The organism is Pseudomonas sp. NPDC089406, from assembly GCF_044900265.1.
GTDB lineage: Bacteria > Pseudomonadota > Gammaproteobacteria > Pseudomonadales > Pseudomonadaceae > Aquipseudomonas > Aquipseudomonas fakonensis.
Window position 1 is genome coordinate 41,760 of sequence record NZ_JBJDNC010000035.1, and the last position, 20,037, is coordinate 61,796.

Sequence of the window (20,037 nt, forward strand, 5' to 3'; positions counted from 1 at the left end):
CGCGGCTAAAGCCGCTCCCACAGGAACGGCGCTTGGTTCAGGCTTCGCGCGATCCTGTAGGAGCCGGCTTGCCGGCGATCACCGGCACAGCCGATGCCAGCATTCGCCTGTGCCGGCCCTATCGCCGGCAAGCCGGCTCCTACAAGGACTGCGTTTGGTTCGGGCTTTGCGCGGTCCTGTGGGAGCGGGCTTGCCCGCGATGCAGGCGGCGCGGTGGATGGCACCGGCTGTGCCGGTGATCGCCGGCAAGCCGGCTCCTACAGGGACCGCGTTTGCTTTGCGCTTCGCGCGGTCCTGTGGGAGCGGGCTAGCCCCGCGATGCAGGCGGCGCGGGGTTCGGGCTTTGCGCGCTACCGATTACCCGCGGGCAATCTCAACCTGCCCGTCGCTGATCCGCGCCGGCCACACCGGCAGCGCCTGCTGCGGGTCTTCCAGGCAGCGGCCGCTGGCCAGGCAGAAGTGCTGCTTGTACAGCGGCGCGGCCACCACTACCTCGCCGCCCAGGCTGCCCACCAGCCCGCGGCCGATGATGTTGGCGCCCGAGCGCGGGTCGCGGTTGCCCACCGCGTACAGCTCGCGGCCCTGGCCTGGCAGGTAGAACAGCGCCACCTGCTGGCCCTGGTGCCACACCACCACGCCGGAGTCGGCGACCAGGTCGTCGGCGGCGCATACTTCCAGCCAGTTCGTCTCAACCTTCACAGCAGCATTGGACAGGTTCATCACACAGCCTCCTCATGGGTGGGGATCAGGTGCAGCGCCGCCGCCGGGCGGCGCTGGCCGCGTTCGCGGACAAAGTGCACATCGGGGTCGGCGCGCTTGTCATTGACGAAGGTACGGAAGCGCTTGAGTTTTTCCGGGTCGCTCAGGGCATTGGCCCATTCGCATTCGTACTGCTCAACCACGTGCTGCATCTGCGCCTCAAGCTCGGCGGCCAGGCCCAGGCTGTCGTCCAGCACCACCTGTTTGAGGTAGTCCAGGCCGCCTTCGAGGTTCTCGCGCCATACCGAGGTGCGCTGCAGCTTGTCGGCGGTGCGGATGTAAAACATCAGCACACGGTCGATCAGGCGTACCAAGGTTTCGTCGTCAAGGTCGGTGGCAAACAACTCGGCGTGACGCGGGCGCATGCCGCCGTTGCCGCACACGTAGAGGTTCCAGCCCTTGTCGGTGGCAATCACGCCAATGTCTTTGCTTTGCGCCTCGGCGCACTCGCGGGTGCAACCCGACACCGCGAACTTGAGCTTGTGCGGGCTGCGCAGGCCCTTGTAGCGGTCTTCCAGGCGCAGGGCCATGGCCACGCTGTCCTGCACGCCGTAGCGGCACCAGGTGCTGCCCACGCAGGATTTCACCGTGCGCGTCGACTTGCCGTAGGCGTGGCCGGTTTCGAAGCCCGCCTCGATCAGCTCGCCCCAGATCAGCGGCAGCTCGTGCAACTGGGCGCCGAACAGGTCGATGCGCTGGCCGCCGGTGATCTTGGTGTAGAGGTCGTATTTTTTCGCCACCTGGCCGATGACGATGAGTTTTTCCGGGGTGATTTCGCCACCCGGGATGCGCGGCACCACCGAGTAGGTGCCGTTTTTCTGCATGTTGGCCATGAAGGTGTCGTTGGTGTCCTGCAGCGGCACCAGCGCCGGGTCCATGATCGGCTGGTTCCAGCACGAGGCGAGGATGTTGCCCACCGCCGGCTTGCAGATGTCACAACCCACATGCCCCTTGCCATGGCGCTCGAGCAGCTCGGCGAAGGTGCGGATGCCTTCCACCCGCACCAGGGCGTAAAGCTCCTGGCGGGTGTAGGCGAAGTGCTCGCACAGGCTCTTGTCCACGGTCACGCCACGGGCGGTGAGCTCGTGTTCGAACACCTGCTTGAGCAGCGCCGCGCAACCGCCGCAGCCGCTGGCGGCCTTGGTGCAGGCCTTGACCGAGGCAAGGTCGCCGCAGCCGCTGTCGATGGCCGCGCACACCGCGCCCTTGCTGACGTTGTGGCACGAGCAGATGGTCGCGCTGTCGGGCAAGGCATCGGCCCCCAGGGCCGGCGCGCCACCGCCTTGCGGCAGAATCAGTGCGGCCGGGTCGGCGGGCAGCTTGATGCCGTTCTGGGCGTACTGCAGCAGGGTGTCGTAGTAGCTGTTGTCGCCCACCAGCACCGCGCCGAGCACGTGCTTGCCGCTGGCATCCACCACCAGGCGGCGGTACGAGGCGTTGGCCTCGTCGATGAAGCGGTAGCTGCGCGCGCCGGGGGTGGCACCGTGGGCGTCGCCGATGGAGCCCACGTCCACGCCCAGCAGCTTGAGCTTGGTCGACATGTCGGCGCCGGTGAAGGCCTGGGCCTGCTCGCCCATCAGCAAGGCGGCCAGGTTACGGGCCATGGCATAGCCCGGGGCGACCAGGCCGAACACGCTGCCGTTCCACGAGGCGCACTCGCCGATGGCGAAGATGCGTGGGTCGCTGGTGGTGCAGTGGTTGTCGATCACCACCCCGCCACGGGCGGCGATGTCCAGGCCGCAGGCGCGGGCCAGGGCGTCCTGCGGGCGAATACCCGCCGAGAACACCACCAGGTCGGTTTCCAGGTGTTCGCCGCCGTCGAAGTTCATGCGGTAGCGGTAGTCGGCACCGGCGCTGATCGACTGGGTGGCGCGGGACAGGTGCACGCCCACGCCCAGGGCTTCGATCTGCGCCTTGAGCGCGGCGCCACCTTCGCTGTCCAGCTGCACCGGCATCAAGCGTGGGGCGAACTCCACCACATGGGCTTCCAGGCCCAGGGACTTGAGCGCGTTGGCCGCCTCCAGCCCGAGCAGGCCACCGCCCACCACCACGCCGCGGCGGGCCGAACCTGCGGCGGCGCGGATGGCGTCGAGGTCATCGAGGGTGCGGTAGACCAGGCGGGCATCGCCGGCCGAGCCTTCGATTGGCGGCACGAAGGGGTAGGAACCGGTGGCCAGTACCAGCTGGTCGTAGCCGTAGCGGCCCTCGGCGGTGACCACCTCGGCGCGTTCGCGGTCGATCTCCAGCACCGCCTCGCCCAGGTGCAGGTGCACGCCGCTACCGGGGTAAAACGCCTGGTCGCACAGGGCCAGGGTTTCGGCGCAACTGCCGGTGAAGTACTCGGACAGGTGCACGCGGTCGTAGGCGCGCTGGCGCTCTTCGCCGAACACATGCAGCTCGAAGCGCTCGAGCGCGCCGCGGGCCACCAGTTGTTCGACACAGTGGTGGCCGACCATGCCGTTGCCGACGATGACCAGTCGCCCTTTGGGTGCACCGCTCGCTGTTGCGTTCATAGCCGATCCTCGATCACGGAAAACAAAAAGGCGCCTGGAGCCGAAGCTCCAGGCGCCTTTGCCTGTACTCATCAGTGTGAGGCCCCTGGGCGATCGCCGTTGATCGGTGGGGCTGTTGTGCAGGTAACAAAGCAGGGAGTGTGCCAACACCCCTGCCGTTGCTGCCGGTGTCGCAGCTACAAGGCTATCGGTGAAGCTCGCAGGTTCACCGCAACCCCTGTGGGAGCGGGCTTGCCCGCGAAACAGGCGACTCGGTGGATGGCACCGGCTGTGCCGGTGTTCGCGGGCAAGCCCGCTCCCACAGGGGCCTGCTACTCATTCAAAAGGGGCTGCTGCATGAACACTGGCGAACCAACCCGGTGCAACCTTCCCCACTCTGGTGCACGTATCAATACACATCACGCCGATAACGCTTGTCCCGCCCCAGGGCTTCGACATAGGCCGCCGCCGCGTCGGCATCCATGCCGCCTTGCTCGGCCACCACCTGGCGCAGCGCGGCGTCGACATCCTTGGCCATGCGCTGGGCATCGCCGCACACATAAACGTATGCGCCTTTTTGCAACCAGTTCCACAACTCGGCGCCGTGCTCCAGCAGGCGATGTTGCACGTAGATCTTCTCGGCCTGGTCACGGGAGAACGCAGTGCTCAGGCGCAGGTGGCCGCTGGCTTCCCAGGCCTGTAGCTGCTCGCGGTAGTAGAAGTCGCAGGCAGCCTGCTGCTCGCCGAAGAACAGCCAGTTGCCGCCGCTGGCCCCACGCACTTCGCGCTCTTCCAAAAACCCCTTGAACGGCGCGATGCCGGTGCCGGGGCCGATCATGATGATCGGCGTGCTGTCGTCTTCGGGCAGGTGAAAATGCTTGGATGGCTGCGGAAAAATCGCCACCTCCAGTGCCCCGGCGCGGTCGGCGAGAAACGCCGAGCACACGCCCTTGCGCTCGCCGTAGCGCACGGTCGAGGTGGTCAGGTGCACCTGGCCTGGGTGGGCGGCGGGGCTTGAGCTGATGGAGTACAGGCGCGGCTGCAATGGCTTGAGCAGGGTCAGCCAGGTGGCCAGCGGCAGTTGTTGGGGGAAGGCGCGCAGCACATCAGCCAGTTGCCGGCCCCACAGCCAGTCCTTGAGTTCGGCCTTGTGCTCGGGCTGCAGCAAGCGCTGCAACTGTTCGTGGCCCTGGCTGAGCAGTTCGAGCTGCGCGGTGCTCACCCGGGTGATTTCCAGGTGGCGCTCCAGGGCGCTGGCCAGCGGCGTCGCTGCCTGGCCCTTGAGCTCGACCCTGGCCTCGCCGTCCAGTTGCATCAGCTCGAGCAGCTCTGCCACCAGCGCCGGGCAGTTGCGCGGCCACACGCCCAGGGCATCACCGGGCTGGTAGGTGAACCCGCTGTCGCGCAGGTCGAACACCATCTGCCGGGTTTCCTTGCTCGACCCTGGGCCATTGAGCAGGCGGTTTTCCAGCAGCGGCGCCAGCCAGGGCTGCTGCTTGCTGTAGCTGACGGTTTGCTCAAGCTGCGCAGGCGCAGCCTCGGTGCTGCCCAGTTGCCCGAGCAGTGCCTCCAGCCAGGCATTGAAGGCGTCGTCGAAATCCGGTTCGCAATCGACCCGCGCCAGCAACCGCTTGGCGCCGAGGTCGGCCAGGCGCTGGTCGAGCTTGCGGCCAAAGCCGCAGAACTGGTCGTAGCTCGAATCCCCCAGCGCCAGCACGGCATAAGGCAGCGTGGCGCAGTGCCCGCCCTCCTCGCCCTGCAATGCCTGCCAGAACGCCGCGCCGCTGTCGGGGGCCTCACCGTCACCGAAGGTGCTGGCGATCAGCAGCACGCTGGCGGCGCCCTGCAATTGCAACGGGCTCACTGCCTCCATGCAGCTCAGTTCCACGGCCAGGCCGGCACCGCGCAGCCGCTCGGCGCAGCGTTCGGCCAAGGCCTCGCCATTGCCGGTTTGCGAAGCCCACAGCACCCGGTGCGGCGGCGCCTGCTGCAACACCTCCTGTACCGCCGGCGCCGGTTGGGCGAACAGCCCGGCCAGCAGGCCATCGACGAACAACCGCCGGCTGGGCACCAGCGGCGCACTGGCCGGCAGGCTCGGCACGCCCTCGGCGCGGGCCTGGCCCAAGCCCAGCAGAAAGCCTTGCAGGTAATGGCGCTCGTCCTCGGCCAGCACCGGGGCCGGCAAGGCGTCCAGGCCGAGCAGGCGGGACAGGGTGGCGGTCGGCATGCTGGTGGGCTCCGAAGGGGTGGCGGTGGTCAGGTCGAGGGTGTCGATGCGTTCGCCGGCCACCCGCTCCAGGGCCACGGCGCAGTGCTTGAAGGCCGGTTGCAGCGAGGTGGGGTCGACGGCATCGCAGGTCACGGCGTTGATCGCCCATTGCTCGCCGTACAGGTCGTTCCAGTGAAACGGCGCGAAGCAGCCGCCGGGCAGCACACGGTCGCTGAGCCGGGCCGGCAACACGGCCTGGCCGCGGCGCGAGCGGATCGCCACCTGGTCTTTGTCGCGCACGCCCAGGCGGCGGGCATCATCGGGGTGAAGCTCGACGAAGGGGCCGGGCTCAAGCTTGTTCAGGCTCGCCACCTTGCCGGTCTTGGTCAGGGTGTGCCACTGGTGCTGCACGCGCCCGGTGTTGAGCACGAAGGGGAAGGCCTCGTCCGGCAGCTCGGCTGGCGGCAGCCAGGGCCGGGCGAAGAAGCGCGCCTTGCCGCTGGGGGTGGGGAAAGCCAGCGCCGGCTGTGTGCCATCGGCCTCCTGCAGCAACTGCTGGCTGACACCATCGTTGTGGTAACGCTGCGGGCTGCGGTCATCATCACGCCCAGGGGCGCACGGCCATTGCCGGGGTTGCTGACGCAGCTCGGGGTAGCCGATGCCGCGCAGGTCGTAGCCGGTGGCCGGGTTCCAGAAGCGGCGGATTTCGTCGTACACCGCTTCGGCGTCGGGGTAGTCGAAGGCCTCGCTGTAGCCCATGGCGCAGGCGATGCGGGCGATGATGCGCCAGTCCTCCAGGCTGTCGCCGGGGGGCTCGACGGCGCGTGGCATCAGGGTGAGGTTGCGCTCGCTGTTGATCATCACCCCCTCGCCCTCGGCCCACAGCGCGGCGGGCAGCAGAATGTCGGCGTAGCGGTTGGTCTCGCTGTCGAGAAAGGCATCCTGGCAGATCACCAGTTCAGCCTGGGTGAGGCCGTCGATCACCTGCTGGCGGTTGGCGACACTGGCCACCGGGTTGCTGCAGATGATCCAGCAGGCCTTCACCTCGCCGGCTTTCATCTGCTCGAACAGCGCCACGGTGCCCTCGCCGCCTTCGCTGCGCAGGCTGCCAGCCGGCAACTGCCACTGCTGCTCGACGAACGTCCGGTCAGCCTCGACCTGCGCCGAGCGCTGCCCCGGCAAACCCGGCCCCATGTAGCCCATCTCGCGCCCGCCCATGGCGTTGGGCTGGCCGGTAAGCGAAAACGGCCCGCTGCCAGGGCGGCAGATGGCGCCGGTGGCCAGGTGCAGGTTGCACAGCGCGTTGCTGTGCCAGGTGCCGTGGATGCTCTGGTTCAGGCCCATGGTCCAGCAGCTCATCCACTCGCCGGCCGCGCCGATCAGCCGGGCAGCCTGTTCAATGGCTTCGGGCGCAAGGCCGGTGATGGCCGCGACGCGCTCGGGGGTGTAGTCGGCAAGAAACGCCGGCATGTCATCCCAGCCTTCGGTATGCCGGGCGATGAACGCGGCGTCGGTATGGCCGTTCAGGTGCAGCAGGTGCAGCAGGCCGTTGAGCAGCGCCATGTCGGTGCCCGGGCGCAGTTGCAGGAACAGGTCGGCCTTGTCGGCGGTGGCACTGCGCCTGGGGTCGACGACGATCAACTTGGCCCCGGCCTTGAGCCGGTCGAGCAGGCGCAGAAAGAGGATGGGGTGACAGTCGGCCATGTTCGCGCCGATCACCAGAAACACCTCGGCGCGCTCGAAATCCTGGTAGCTGCCGGGCGGGCCGTCGGCGCCCAGCGACTGCTTGTAGCCGCTGCCGGCACTGGCCATGCACAGCCGCGAGTTGGACTCGATATGGCGGGTGCGAATAAACCCCTTGGCCAGCTTGTTGGCCAGGTACTGGGCCTCGAGCGACATCTGCCCGGACACGTACAGGGCCACGGCGTCAGGGCCGTGCTGGTCGATGATCGCGCGCAGGCGCGCGGCCGCCTCGTCGATGGCCGCCGGCATGGCGCTGCGCACCGGCTGCTGCTGGCGCTGGCGGCGCACGAAGGCCTGGGCCATGCGCCCGGCGTCCAGCGGCACATGGGCGGTAAGGCCCTTGGTGCACAGGCGGCCGAAGTTGCTGGGGTGCTGCTTGTCGCCGCTGACCTTGACCACCTTGCCGTCGCGCACGCTCATGACGATGCCGCACCCGACCCCGCAATACGGGCAAACGCTGCGTACCTCGCTGCTGCTCATCGACGATCTCCTGCAGAAACGGCAAAGGCGCCGGCTGCCCCGCCTGCTGATGGCAAGCGGGGCAACACGGCGCCTTCGTCGTGATGAATAGCGGCCATCGTCGTTGATGGCCTGGATACCTGAGCGAGAGCAAATCCCGGGCCAACCCCATTCCCCTGTAGGAGCCGGCTTGCCGGCGATGGGGACGGCTGCCCTCATGCACCTCAATGGTGAATCACGCACCAACAGGTGGCACTTGCTCACCCCAAGACGATATGATCCATATACGTTTCATATACAAAGGTACCCCCCAATGGGCATCGTCAAGATCTGCGACGACCTCCACGAAGACCTGCGCATCGCCAGCGCCGCCCTGTCGCGCTCGATCAACGCCCAGGCCGAACACTGGATCCGCATCGGCATGCTGGCCGAGCTGCACCCCCAGGCCACCTACCAGGAACTGCTGCGCCAGCTGCTGCGTCAGGAGCAGGCCAAGCTCAAGGAACTGCTGCAATGAGCAAGGTGATTCTCAAGGGCCCCGCCGAGCTTGCCCTGATGCGCCGTGCCGGCGACCTGCTGGCCCAGGTGTTCGCCCACCTGGACGGTTTTATCCGCCCCGGGGTGAGCACCCTGCAGATCAACGACTGCGCCGAGGCGTTCATCGTCGAGCAGCTCAAGGCACGGCCGGCGAGCAAGGGGCAGTACGGTTTCCCCTACGCCCTGAACACCTCGGTGGACCATGTGGTGTGCCATGGCATGCCGAGGGCTGACGAGGTGCTGGCCGAGGGTTCGATCGTCAATGTGGATATCACCCTGGAACAGGGCGGCTACATTGCCGACTCGTCGAAGATGTACTGCATCGGGCAGATCAGCGCGGACGCGCAGCGGCTGGTGGACACCACCTACCAGGCGCTGTGGAAAGGCATCGAGCAGGTACGCCCGGGGGCGACCCTCGGGGACGTCGGCCATGCCATTCAGGTGCATGCCGAGGCGGCGGGCTACAGCGTGGTGCGCGAGTACTGCGGGCATGGCATCGGCCAGCAGATGCACGAGGCGCCCGAGGTGCTGCACTTCGGTGAGCGCGGGATGGGGCTGAAGCTGCAGCCGGGGATGGTGTTTACCATCGAGCCGATGATCAACCAGGGCGGGCGCGGGACCCGCGGGTTGCGCGATGGGTGGACGGTGATTACCCGGGACCGGAGTTTGTCGGCGCAGTGGGAGCATACGGTGGCGGTGACCGAGAGCGGGTATGAGGTTTTGACCTTGCGGGGGGAGGAGCGGGGGTAGGGTTTGGGGTTTATCTTTGCCATCCCTTTCAAGGTGTTCGCGTGAGGGCTGGCAGGTGTTCGGCGAAGGTTCGCGTCAGGGCTGACAGGTGCTCGCCACAGCCTTTGCAGCGCCTATGAGATCGAGCGCCGCCCGCGCGGCGCTTCGCGGGTAAACCCGCTCCCACAGTTTGTTTCGGGCCAGTCTCTCCTGTGCCGGTACCGGGGCCGCCTTGTTTGTACGACGCGGTTTCAAGGTGGGCCCCACATGACTCAAGACAGGCGCCAGGGCAGGCGCTGGTACCTGCACAGGAATAATTGGCCCGAAACAAACTGTGGGAGCGGGTTCACCCGCGAAGCGCCGCGCGGGCGGCGCTCGATCTCATAGGCGCTGCAAGGTCTGTGGCGAGCACCTGTCAGCCCTGACGCGCCCCCCCGCCGAACACCTACCAGCCCCGCCCCCGATTACCCCGCCACACCCCATTGCATTACAATCCCCAGCGCCCCAGCAAGGACCCCATCATGGACGAACCCGCACAAAACTGGCTGCATGCCCTGTCAGCCCCCATGGCCGCCCTGAACGGCGCCAGCTACACCGCCCCCGACTACTACGAAGACGAAGAGCAAGCCGACCTCGAACGCTGGTGGGGCATCAGCAACCGCGCCCAGTTGCTCGGCATGCTGGGCATGGCCGACACCGGCCACGCCACCGAGCTGGCCGGCGCCTACTGGCAATACCAACGCTGCCTGCCCAGCCAGTGGCAAGCCCTGCTCGACAGCCTCGAACCGCGCCAGCGCATCCTGCACCAGTACGCCGCCCACACCTTCCCCGACTGCGGCCCCGGCGGCACCCGCGCCTGGGACCTGGCGCGCATGGGCTACCTGCTGCGCGCCGGGCTGAAAAAAGGCTACATCAGCCTCGACGAAAGCCTCTACCTGCATTACCGCCTGGCCCTGCGCGCCCGCCACTACTACAACCGCTGGGACCGCTACCTGGCCGGCTACCTGTTCGGCAAGGCGCTGTGGAACATCGCCAACGACAGCAGCGACGAGCAACTGGCCGCAGGCCTGGAGCGCCAAGGCAGCGACCACTGGAACCGCTGCATCGTGCTCAACCTGCGCCACGGCGCCCAGGACCTGCTGGCCGGGCTGCCATGGGACATGGAGCTGCCCGAACCACCCCGCCCCGCCACGCTGGAAGAGGACTGCTGGTCATGAGCTGCTGGATTCGCCTGGGCATCGAACCGACCCAGGACCTCGATGCCATTCGCCTGGCCTACCGCGGCCGCTTGCCGGCGCACCACCCCGAGACCGACCCGGAAGGCTTCCAGGCCCTGCGCGAAGCCTACGAACAGGCTCTGCGCCTGGCCCGCGAGCCTGATGCCGCGCAAGAAGCGCAGCCAACGTCGCAACCAGAAGCCACCCCCCCTGCCCTGCAGCGCTTCTACGACCTGCTCGAAGACCCGGCCCAGCGCTTCGACCCGCAGGCCTGGCAAAGCTACATCGCCGCGCTGGACGACCTGCCGCTGGACGAACTCGACCAGCTCAGCGGCCAGTTGCTGCACACCCTGTACGACTGCGGGCCGTTGTCCCACCACTGCGCCGGCCTGCTGGCCCGACGCCTGGCCTGGGCCGACCAGCTGTTGCGCCTGGACCACCCGCAACACGCCGAAGCCCTGCTCGACCGCCTGGAGCAGCCCGACCCGTTCGACACCGCGCTGATGCGCGACTGGCCGGCCACCGCGCAGATGGAAGCGCTGTGGTACCTGCGCAGCCTCGAATTCTGCTACCAGCAACGGCCGCTGTTCGAGTACGAAGAATTCGCCAACGAGCACACCTGCCTGGCACTGCCCGATGACCCGGCGCTGATCCAGCGCCTGATGCAGCAGTTCTGCCACGCCGGCGTGGCCAGCCCGAGCTTTTACGAGCAGTTGCTGGAGCGCCAGGCCCAGGGCGAAGACAGCGCCGACCTGCTCTACCTGCTGGCCCGCCAGGCCAGCGCCCTGGGCGCCGAGCAGGATGCCCTGGGCTACTGGCTGCGCCTGTACCGCGAGCACCAGCACCCGCAGGCCGAACGCTGGCTGATCGACATCTGCTCGCGCGACCAGCCACTGCGCCTGCCGCTGCTGATCCAGGCCCTGGACCGCCAGCAAACCCCGACCAACTGGCCAACCGACCTGGCTGACCCGGCCCAGGCCTGGGGCAGCCCCGGGCAATCGCCGCAAACCTTGATGCGCTGGTCGGCGGCGGCACGCCTGCAACTGGACGGCATCGCCGGGCTGTTCATCGACTGGCGCCTGGACGGCGATGACGAACTGCCGTTGCTGGCCTGGCTGCTGCAGGAACAGGACGACCGCGAACTGCAGCAGTTGTATTGGCATGCCTGGGCCTTGCAACGCGGTGAAACCGGGCTGCTGCGCCTGGTGCTCGCCCACCGCCCGGGCGAGCACCCGCTCGATGCACTGATCGTCGAAGGCCTGCAGCGCCAGGCCACCCAGCAAATCCACTGGCTGGAACAATCCCCGGTGGCCCAGGCGCTGCAGCACTACTGCCTGAGCGTCACCCCCGAGGCGCCACTGCCCGCCGGCCTGCTCGAAGACGCCACCCGCCCGCTGTGCCGCGAATGGCTGCGGCGCATGCGCCGCTACACCGCCCAGGCCATCTACGAGCTCAACTGCAACTTCGAGATGCAGCGCATGTTCACCGTGCCCTTCGCCATGCACATGCAGGGCCGCATCGCCGAGGACGGGATCATCCTGCCAACGATGCCCAAGGGCGAGGAGCTGTGGGAATGGCACCGCCAGCAGCTGTTCATGCTGGCGATGATCGAACAGCCTACACGCTGGCTGGCGCTGATCGACCCGGCCGTTACCTGCCAATTGCAGTACCCCGATGACCACCCGTTCGCCGCCACCCACGCACGCCTGCTGCAGCACCAGGGCGGCGGCCTGCTGGGTAGCCTGGAGCGCCAGGACCCGGTGCAGGCGATTATCGCGGCACGCCTGGCGACCCTTGAGCAGGCCTTGAAAAGCGCACGGCTGCCCGGCGCGGCGCAGTTGCTCGACTGCCTGGACAACGATGACGGCAGCCTGAGCGAGCGCAACACCCTGAGCTACGTACTGCTGTGCGCGGTGCTTTACCACGACCGCTCGCTGGACGAAGCCCAGCACGCCTCGTTGCACCAGCGCCTGATGGCGGTATCAGTGCCAGGCGACTGGTTCGAGCCTTGGCGCCAAGGGCTGCTCGAAGGCAAGATCCGCCGCCCCCCGGCTCAGGCCCTGCGCGAGCTGGGCATGGAGCAGCGATTGGTGCGTAATTTGCTGGAAGCACTGGAGTCGCTGCTGGTTCATTGCACCCCGCCCAAGACCCGTGTGCTGCTTGCGCTGCAGCGAGTCAAGGATGAGCCACGGGAAAACCCGGCCCTGCGCTGCGCGATCATGGCCGTGCTTGGCTGGGCCGAGCGCATGCTGGCCAACGACCTGAGCGAGCCACCGGCCAAGGTGTGGGAATTCTGGAAGCTCAAAAGCCGCCTGAACCGCACGGGCTTTGCCTTGCACCTGCTGGCCGCGATCCTCAGCGGCTTTTTGCTGAAGCTGCTGCCGGCGATGATGGCGGTGACGGTGATATTGGTGATCAGTGGCGCCCTGCGCCGCCTGCGTGACTGCGGCCAGGGCGTGCCGTCACTGCTCGGGGTGCTGGTGCTCAGCCGGGTGTTCCCGGGGCTGGCGCTGGTGCTGCTGGCAGTGCCCGGCAACAAGCTGCCCAACCGCTATGGCCCGGTACCCGGCGAAGCCACCCCGCTGCAAGGTGGCCTGCAGGCCACCTTGCGCCGCCTCAACGGTCAGTAGCGCAGTTCGTCGAGCGCCTGGCTCAGGGCCTGGCGCTCGCGGCTGATCTCTGCGGCCTGCTGCCCGGACAACACCTGGTTGAAGGCATCCAGCCAACTGGCGATCAGCTCGCGCTCATCGCCCAGGCTCTGCATCCAGGCCCGCTCGAGGCGTGCCAGCAGGGTGCGGTTGGGCAGCGTGTCGCGGGGGTGGATCTTGAGCTTGGCCAGGCGCTCCTGACTGGCCTGGCGCGCCTCGGCATCCAGCCCGGTGGGGCTGCGGTCGATGCTGTGGCTGTGCTTCTGGCCGCTCTCGATGAAGGTGACGTCCACTTCCAGCAGGCCGTTGATGTCGTAGCTGAAGCGCACGTCCAGCGACTGGATTTCACCGGTGGGCTGCAACGGGATCTCGAAGCTGTCCACCAGGATGTTGTCGCGCACCCAGGGCCGCTCGCCCTGGTACACGGCGATGCGCACCACCTTTTGCTCGGCATGGCCGCTGTAGAAGCGCTGCACCCGCGACGTCGGGATCACCGTGTTGCGCTCGATGATCGGCGAAAACGCCCCGCTGACTTCTTCGCCGCGGCTGGAGGCGATGCCCAGGGTGTAGGGGCAGACGTCGGTCAGGATCAACTCGTCGATGGCCGAGTCGCGGGCCTTGCAGGCGGCCTGGCTGGCGGCGCCGAGGGCGACGATGGTGTCTGGGTCCAGATGGCGGTACGGCAGGCGGCCGAACAGCTTGGCCACCAGTTGCTGCACCTGCGGCATGCGCGTGGCGCCGCCCACCAGCACCAGGCTGTCCAGCTCTTTGGGGCTCAGCCGCGCATCGCGCAGGGCCTGCTCGATGGGCGCGCGCACCCGCGCCAGCAGCGGCGCCCAGATGGACTGCAGCTTGAGTTCGTCGACCTGCCATTCACGGGGCTGGCCATCGCCGTTCCAGCGCAAGCTGCCAGTGCCCTCGCCCGCCTGGCGCTTGAGCTGCTCGACGGCGTCGTACAGGCTGGCCAGGGCCTGGGGCTCCAGCGCTTCGGCCTTGAGCTCCCAATCGCGCAGGCAGGCCTGCAGCAGTGCCTCGGTGAAGTCTTCACCGCCCAGGTAGTTGTCGCCGGTGGAGGCATGCACCTCGATCAGCGGCAGGGCGTATTCCAGCACGGTGACGTCGAAGGTGCCGCCGCCTAAGTCGAACACCAGGGTGCGCTCGAACTTCTGCTCGTGCAGGCCGTAAGCCATGGCGGCGGCGGTCGGTTCGTTGATCAGCCGCTGCACCTTGAGCCCGGCAAGCTCTGCGGCGAACACCGTGCGCTTGCGTTGCTCGTCGCTGAAATAGGCCGGCACCGAAATCACCGCCTCGTTCACCGGGCAGCCGAGATAGGCTTCGGCATCCTGCTTGAGCGCGCCCAGCACCAGGGCCGAGAGCTCTTCAGGGGTGAAGCGGTGTTCGCCCAGGGCATAGCGCTTGTCGCTGCCCATGAAACGCTTGAAGGCGGCGGCGGTAAGCTGCGGGTGGGTGGTCAGGCGGGCCCGGGCGGCCTGGCCGACCAGAATGCTGCCGTCGTCGTCGACACTGACCACCGAAGGGGTCAGCACGTCGCCCAGGGCATTGGGGATCAGTTGCGCCTGCCCATCACGCCAAACGGCGATCAGGCTGTTGGTGGTGCCCAGGTCGATACCCAGGAGCGGAGGCGTTGCGGGGGGAGAGAGGCTGGCATCCTGCATGGTCGGTCTCTTGCTTGCGGAAAGACCCGACGCCCGGCCTGGCGGCCTTGGCGGCGGACAGGGGCATTCTGACGCAATGCCGGAAACAAAAAAAGCGACCCTAAGGTCGCTTTTTCTGTTGCCTCAAGGTGTTCAGTGGGCCTTGAAGCATAATATGGCGCGGCGGACGGGACTCGAACCCGCGACCCCCGGCGTGACAGGCCGGTATTCTAACCGACTGAACTACCGCCGCGCTATACATCGAGTGGTGGGTGATGACGGGATCGAACCGCCGACCCTCTGCTTGTAAGGCAGATGCTCTCCCGGCTGAGCTAATCACCCTTCGTCTCGGTGTGGCGCGCATTCTACGGAGGAGCCCCCACCCTGGCAAGCACTTTTTTCAAATTATTTTGAATATTTTTCAAAGACCTAGCGCACCCCCGGTTTTCCTCCTTATTAGTACGCTGCTGGCCCTCTGACAGGGTTGGCCTGGAAGCACTGCTCGGAGAATAATGCCCGCCTTATGTATTAAGGAGAGATTCCCCCCCATGTGGTTCAAGAACCTGCTGCCCTACCGCCTGACCCAGGATGTCCCGTTCGAGCCTGAAGCACTGGAAGCCGCCCTGGCCAGCAAGCCGGCCCGCCCCTGCGCCAGCCAGGAACTGACCACCTATGGTTTCGTCGCCCCGTTCGGCAAGGGCGAAGACGCGCCGCTGGTACACGTCAGTGGCGAGTTCCTGCTGATTGCTGCACGTAAGGAAGAGCGCATCCTGCCCAGCAGCGTGGTCAACGACGCGGTGAAGGAGAAGGTCGAGGAGATCGAGACCGAGCAGATGCGCAAGGTCTATAAGAAGGAGCGCGACCAGATCAAGGACGAGATCATCCAGGCCTTCCTGCCGCGCGCGTTCATCCGCCGCTCGATGATCTTCGCCGCCATCGCCCCGCGCCAGGGCCTGGTGCTGGTCAACTCGGCCAGCGCCAAGCGCGCCGAAGACCTGCTGTCGACCCTGCGCGAAGTGATGGGCTCGCTGCCGGTGCGCCCGGTCAGCGTGAAGATCGCCCCGGTGGCGACCATGACCGACTGGGTCAAGTCGCAAAGCCCGGCGCCGGACTTCTTCGTACTGGACGAGTGCGAACTGCGTGACACCGCCGAAGACGGCGGCATCGTGCGCTGCAAGCGCCAGGACCTGACCGGCGAAGAGATCCAGCTGCACCTGAGCACCGGCAAGGTGGTCACCCAACTGGCCCTGGCCTGGCAGGACAAGCTGTCGTTCGTGCTGGACGACAAGACCGTGATCAAGCGCCTGAAGTTCGAGGAGCTGCTGCAGGAGCAGGCCGAGCAGGACGCAGGCGATGAAGCCGCGCAGCAGTTCGATGCCAGCTTCCAGCTGATGATGATGACCCTCCGCGAGTTCCTGCCGGCGCTGTTCGAGGCGCTGGGTGGCGAGGAGATCCCGCAGGGGGTCTGACAGCAGCGGCAAGCTTCGAGCTGAAAGCTGCAAGAGCAATCAAAAGCATCCGCGGCGCCTGATCAGGCGCCGCTTTCACTTACAGCTTGAAGCTTGCAGCTTGAAGCTGAACCGGAGGTTCTGCCCCATGCGCGCCCTCGCCGCCCTCAGCCGCTTCGTCGGCAACACCTTCGCCCTCTGGGTGCTGGTGTTCGCTATCCTGGCCTTCCTCATGCCGCAATGGTTCATCGCGCTCAAGGTGGCCATCGTGCCACTGCTGGGCCTGGTGATGTTCGGCATGGGCCTGACCCTCAAGCTCGACGACTTCGCCGCTCTGGCCCGCCAACCGTGGCGGGTGGCGTTGGGGGTGGTGGCGCATTTCGTGATCATGCCGGGCATGGCCTGGCTGCTGTGCCAGCTGTTCCACCTGCCGGCCGAGATCGCCGTGGGGGTGATCCTGGTGGGCTGCTGCCCGAGCGGCACGGCCTCCAACGTGATGGTCTGGCTGTCCCGCGGTGACCTGGCACTGGCAGTGGCCATCGCGGCGGTGACCACCCTGCTGGCGCCCCTGCTGACCCCGGCGCTGATCTGGTTCCTCGCCTCGGCCTGGCTGCCGGTCTCGTTCATGGACATGTTCTGGTCGATCCTGCAGCTGGTGATGCTGCCGATCGTGCTTGGCGTGCTGGCCCAGCGCCTGCTGGGCGCACGGGTGCAGGCGGCGGTGCAGGTACTGCCGCTGGTGTCGGTGGTGAGCATCGTGATGATCGTCTGCGCGGTGGTGGCGGCCAGCCAGGCCAAGATCGCCGAATCCGGCCTTCTGATCATGGCGGTGGTGATGCTGCACAACAGCTTCGGCTACCTGCTGGGGTATCTGACCGGCAAGTTCTGCAAGCTGCCGCTGGCCCAGCGCAAGGCGCTGGCGCTGGAGGTGGGCATGCAGAACTCCGGGCTTGGCGCGGCGCTGGCGGCGGCGCACTTCTCGCCTTTGGCGGCGGTGCCCAGTGCGCTGTTCAGCGTGTGGCACAACATTTCCGGCGCGCTGCTTTCTACCTGGTTCCGGCGGATGAAAGAGCCTGAAATCCTTGACGGGGAGCTGGCGCAGCCCCGTTGAAGGCACTACCCGGCTGCAACGGCAGCAGGAAGCCCCTCCTGCTGCCGCCTCTTCCCGCATCGCCATAACTTGCCCTCGCCTGAACACCTCAGGCCCTTCGACACAGGAGCAAGCCAATGGACGAATCCAGACTCGACACCTCGAAAAGCTTCATCGCCGACCTTTACCTGATCAAAAATGGCACAAGATGCCCGATACGCATCAGCGACAGCGGATGGCTGCAGGTCATGCAGGGGCAGGTACTGCCCACCACCCTCTGGTTCGGCTGCTATCAGTTGGAGGACGGCGAGGGCTACATCATCAAGGAATACACCAAGGGGGGCAGCCAAAATGGCAGTGTCCTGAGCCTGAACCACAATGACTACCTGGGCTTCTATGCCGATGCACAAAGGATCTGGGCCATTCATCACCTTGATGGTCGCGAGCTGGTACCACGAGGCACACCCGAGGCCTCGGTGTCGATTTCGACCAAGGGCGGCAGGCGTTGGACTGCCAGCGGCAACGACGTCAAGGCCCTGAAAGGTGCAGGCAGCGAACTGCTGGTGCACATCCACAAGATTGGCGTGTATCGGTTCTGAACCCAGGCGCGGCTTGCCCGCAGCGCTGACGTTGGGCACCATGGCAGCCACGGTGAGGACGGCCTCACGACGCATTGCGTGACATTCAAGGGGACGGCCCCATCCTTCAACACGATGGAGACTCACCATGTCCTGGATCATCCTGTTCTTCGCCGGCCTGTTCGAGGTTGGCTGGGCCGTTGGCCTGAAATACACCGACGGCTTCACCCGCCCACTGCCCACTGTTCTGACCGTTGCCGCCATGGCCGTGAGCCTGGGCCTGTTGGGCCTGGCCATGAAGGAGCTGCCGCTGGGCACCGCTTATGCCATCTGGACCGGTGTGGGTGCGGTGGGTACGGTGATCGCCGGGATCATTCTGTTCGGCGAGTCCATGGCGCTGGTGCGCTTGCTCAGCGTTGCGCTGATCGTCACCGGCCTGATCGGCCTGAAAGTCAGCGCCAGCTGACTTGCCCCCTTGCCGGCGATTGGGCCCTGGCAGACAACATCGCTGCCTGAACGGGCCTCATCGCCGGCAAGCCGGCTCCTACAGGGGCGGCACAAATCCCCAGCTATGCCTCAGCGCAGGTCACCGCGCAACTGGCTGACTTGCTCACGCAGCGCATCGGGCTTGGCCGCCTCGGCCGCAATGGCCGGGCCGGCAACGATGGTCACCCGCGACCACAAACGCTTGAACAAGCCCTTGTTCGGGTCACGGCTGAAGAAGCTGCCCCACAGCCCCTGCAATGCCAGCGGAATCACCGGCACCGGGGTTTCTTCGAGGATGCGCTTGACCCCGCCCTTGAACACATCGATTTCACCGTCCGCACTCAGCTTGCCCTCGGGGAAGATGCACACCAGCTCGCCCTCAGCCAGGTATTGGGCGATGCGAGCGAAGGCACGCTCGTAGGTAGCTTCGTCCTCGCCACGCCCGGCAATGGGGATGGCGCCAGCGGTGCGGAACACGAAGTTGAGCACCGGCAGGTTGTAGATCTTGTAATACATGACGAAGCGGATCGGCCGGCGGATGGCCCCGCCCAGCAGCAACGCATCGACGAACGAGACATGGTTGCACACCAGCAGTGCAGCGCCTTCGTCCGGGATGCGCTCCAGCTCACGGTGCTGCACCCGGTACATCGAGTGGCTGAGCAACCAGATGAGAAAGCGCATGGTGAACTCGGGCACGATGCGGAAAATGTACGCGTTGACCGCGATGTTCAACAGCGACACCACCAGGAACAGCTGCGGGATGCTCAGCTTGAACAGGCTCAACAGCACGATGGTGACGATCGCCGACACCACCATGAACAGCGCGTTGAGAATGTTGTTGGCGGCAATCACCCGGGCCCGCTCGCCCTCGGCCGTGCGCGCCTGGATCAACGCATACAGCGGCACGATGTAGAAGCCGCCGAACACGCCCAAACCGACGATCGACAGCATGATCCACCAGGCCTGATGCATGCCCAGCAGGGCCAGCCAGTCGTGGGCCACCTCGGTGGCCGGCACATCACCCGAATGCCACCACCACAGCAGCCCGAACAGGGTCAGGCCGAACGAGCCGAACGGCACCAGGCCGATCTCGACCTTGCGCCCGCTCAGGCGCTCGCACAACAGCGAACCCACGGCGATGCCTACCGAGAACAAGGTCAGCACCAGGGTGACCACGGTCTCGTCGCCGTGCAGCCAGTCCTTGGCGTAGGCCGGGATCTGCGTGAGGTAGATGGCGCCGACGAACCAGAACCACGAGTTGCCGACGATCGAGCGCGACACCGCCGGGGTTTGCCCCAGGCCCAGGCGCAGGGTGGCCCAGGACTGCTTGAAGATGTTCCAGTCCAGTTGCATTTGCGGCGCGGCGGCGGCAGCGCGCGGGATCCAGCGGCTGGCCAGGTAGCCGAGCACCGCGGTACCGACCACCCCGCCGGCCACCACCGTGGCGTAGCTGCTGGAGGACATCATCACCCCGGCGCCGATGGTGCCGGCGAGGATCGCCAGGAAGGTGCCCATTTCCACCAGGCCGTTGCCACCCACCAGCTCTTCTTCACGCAGCGCCTGGGGCAGGATCGAATACTTCACCGGGCCGAACAGCGCCGAGTGGGTGCCCATGGCGAACAGCGCCACCAGCATCAGTTCCAGGTGGCCGGTGATGAAGCCGGCGGCACCGACGGCCATGATGGCAATTTCGGCCAGCTTGATGGCGCGGATCAGCCGGTCCTTGGCGAACTTTTCACCAAACTGCCCGGCCAACGCCGAGAACAAAAAGAACGGCAGGATGAACAGCAGCGCGCACAGGTTGACCCAGATCGAGCGGTCACCCTCGAGGCTGAGCTTGTAGAGGATCGCCAGGATCAGCGACTGCTTGAACAGGTTGTCGTTGAAGGCACCCAGCGACTGGGTGATGAAGAACGGCAGGAAGCGCCGCTTGCCGAGCAGGGTGAATTGCGAGGGGTGACTCATCGTCCGTGTACCTGGTTGGGCT

13 protein-coding genes and 2 tRNA genes are annotated in these 20,037 nt (G+C 66.6%); 8 read left to right on the top strand and 7 right to left on the bottom strand.

Features of this window, described 5'->3' with window-relative positions; all coding sequences use genetic code 11:
• Positions 1 to 357: 357 nt before the first annotated feature.
• From nirD to ACI2KK_RS22145, 3 genes are all read right to left on the bottom strand, one after another.
• Positions 358 to 720: a nitrite reductase small subunit NirD gene (gene nirD / locus ACI2KK_RS22135; protein WP_404670602.1), complete on the bottom strand. Its 363-nt coding sequence runs from the start codon at positions 718 to 720 to the stop codon at positions 358 to 360.
• Entirely contained in the window at positions 720 to 3,272 is a 2,553-nt protein-coding gene (nirB, locus tag ACI2KK_RS22140) for a nitrite reductase large subunit NirB (RefSeq protein WP_404670603.1), read from the bottom strand. Before nirB ends, nirD begins: the two co-directional genes overlap by 1 nt.
• 388 nt (positions 3,273 to 3,660) lie before the next feature.
• Positions 3,661 to 7,683, bottom strand: coding sequence for a molybdopterin-dependent oxidoreductase (locus ACI2KK_RS22145; RefSeq protein WP_404670604.1), 4,023 nt, complete (start codon positions 7,681 to 7,683; stop codon positions 3,661 to 3,663).
• Between the two features lie 292 nt (positions 7,684 to 7,975).
• Here ACI2KK_RS22145 and ACI2KK_RS22150 point away from each other — a divergent pair, with 292 nt between their 5' ends.
• The 4 genes from ACI2KK_RS22150 to ACI2KK_RS22165 all read left to right on the top strand — a co-directional run bounded on the left by ACI2KK_RS22150 (position 7,976) and on the right by ACI2KK_RS22165 (position 12,775).
• Positions 7,976 to 8,179 (top strand): ParD-like family protein, encoded by a 204-nt coding sequence (locus ACI2KK_RS22150; protein WP_217842241.1) that lies wholly within the window; start codon positions 7,976 to 7,978, stop codon positions 8,177 to 8,179.
• A complete protein-coding gene (gene map / locus ACI2KK_RS22155) occupies positions 8,176 to 8,949 on the top strand; it encodes a type I methionyl aminopeptidase (protein ID WP_404670605.1) in 774 nt (257 codons plus the stop codon). The genes ACI2KK_RS22150 and map overlap by 4 nt, the downstream gene beginning before the upstream one ends.
• 500 nt (positions 8,950 to 9,449) lie before the next feature.
• The gene (locus ACI2KK_RS22160) at positions 9,450 to 10,145 is read left to right on the top strand and encodes a DUF1266 domain-containing protein (RefSeq protein WP_404670606.1); all 696 of its coding nucleotides are present in this window, start codon (positions 9,450 to 9,452) and stop codon (positions 10,143 to 10,145) included.
• Entirely contained in the window at positions 10,142 to 12,775 is a 2,634-nt protein-coding gene (locus tag ACI2KK_RS22165) for a molecular chaperone DnaJ (RefSeq protein ID WP_404670607.1), read from the top strand. Before ACI2KK_RS22160 ends, ACI2KK_RS22165 begins: the two co-directional genes overlap by 4 nt.
• Here the strand turns inward: ACI2KK_RS22165 and ACI2KK_RS22170 are convergent.
• The 3 genes from ACI2KK_RS22170 to ACI2KK_RS22180 all read right to left on the bottom strand — a co-directional run bounded on the left by ACI2KK_RS22170 (position 12,769) and on the right by ACI2KK_RS22180 (position 14,790).
• The gene (locus ACI2KK_RS22170) at positions 12,769 to 14,469 is read right to left on the bottom strand and encodes a molecular chaperone HscC (RefSeq protein WP_404670608.1); all 1,701 of its coding nucleotides are present in this window, start codon (positions 14,467 to 14,469) and stop codon (positions 12,769 to 12,771) included. The two genes, ACI2KK_RS22165 and ACI2KK_RS22170, sit on opposite strands and share 7 nt — an antisense overlap.
• 155 nt (positions 14,470 to 14,624) lie before the next feature.
• Positions 14,625 to 14,701, bottom strand: a tRNA-Asp gene (locus ACI2KK_RS22175).
• A gap of 13 nt (positions 14,702 to 14,714) precedes the next feature.
• Positions 14,715 to 14,790, bottom strand: a tRNA-Val gene (locus ACI2KK_RS22180).
• A 206-nt stretch (positions 14,791 to 14,996) separates the two neighbouring features.
• Here ACI2KK_RS22180 and rdgC point away from each other — a divergent pair.
• From rdgC to sugE, 4 genes are all read left to right on the top strand, one after another.
• Complete coding sequence (gene rdgC / locus ACI2KK_RS22185) at positions 14,997 to 15,917, top strand: recombination-associated protein RdgC (protein ID WP_404670609.1); 921 nt, start codon at positions 14,997 to 14,999, stop codon at positions 15,915 to 15,917.
• 127 nt (positions 15,918 to 16,044) lie between these two features.
• On the top strand, positions 16,045 to 17,007 hold the full coding sequence (locus tag ACI2KK_RS22190) for a bile acid:sodium symporter family protein (RefSeq protein WP_404670610.1): 963 nt from the start codon (positions 16,045 to 16,047) through the stop codon (positions 17,005 to 17,007).
• 116 nt (positions 17,008 to 17,123) lie between these two features.
• On the top strand, positions 17,124 to 17,585 hold the full coding sequence (locus tag ACI2KK_RS22195) for a hypothetical protein (RefSeq protein WP_404670611.1): 462 nt from the start codon (positions 17,124 to 17,126) through the stop codon (positions 17,583 to 17,585).
• Positions 17,586 to 17,712: 127 nt separating this feature from the next.
• On the top strand, positions 17,713 to 18,030 hold the full coding sequence (sugE, locus tag ACI2KK_RS22200; protein ID WP_217842233.1) for a quaternary ammonium compound efflux SMR transporter SugE: 318 nt from the start codon (positions 17,713 to 17,715) through the stop codon (positions 18,028 to 18,030).
• A gap of 110 nt (positions 18,031 to 18,140) precedes the next feature.
• Here sugE and ACI2KK_RS22205 read toward each other — a convergent pair whose 3' ends face one another.
• Positions 18,141 to 20,015, bottom strand: coding sequence for an MFS transporter (locus ACI2KK_RS22205; protein WP_404670612.1), 1,875 nt, complete (start codon positions 20,013 to 20,015; stop codon positions 18,141 to 18,143).
• Between the last annotated feature and the right edge of the window lie 22 nt (positions 20,016 to 20,037).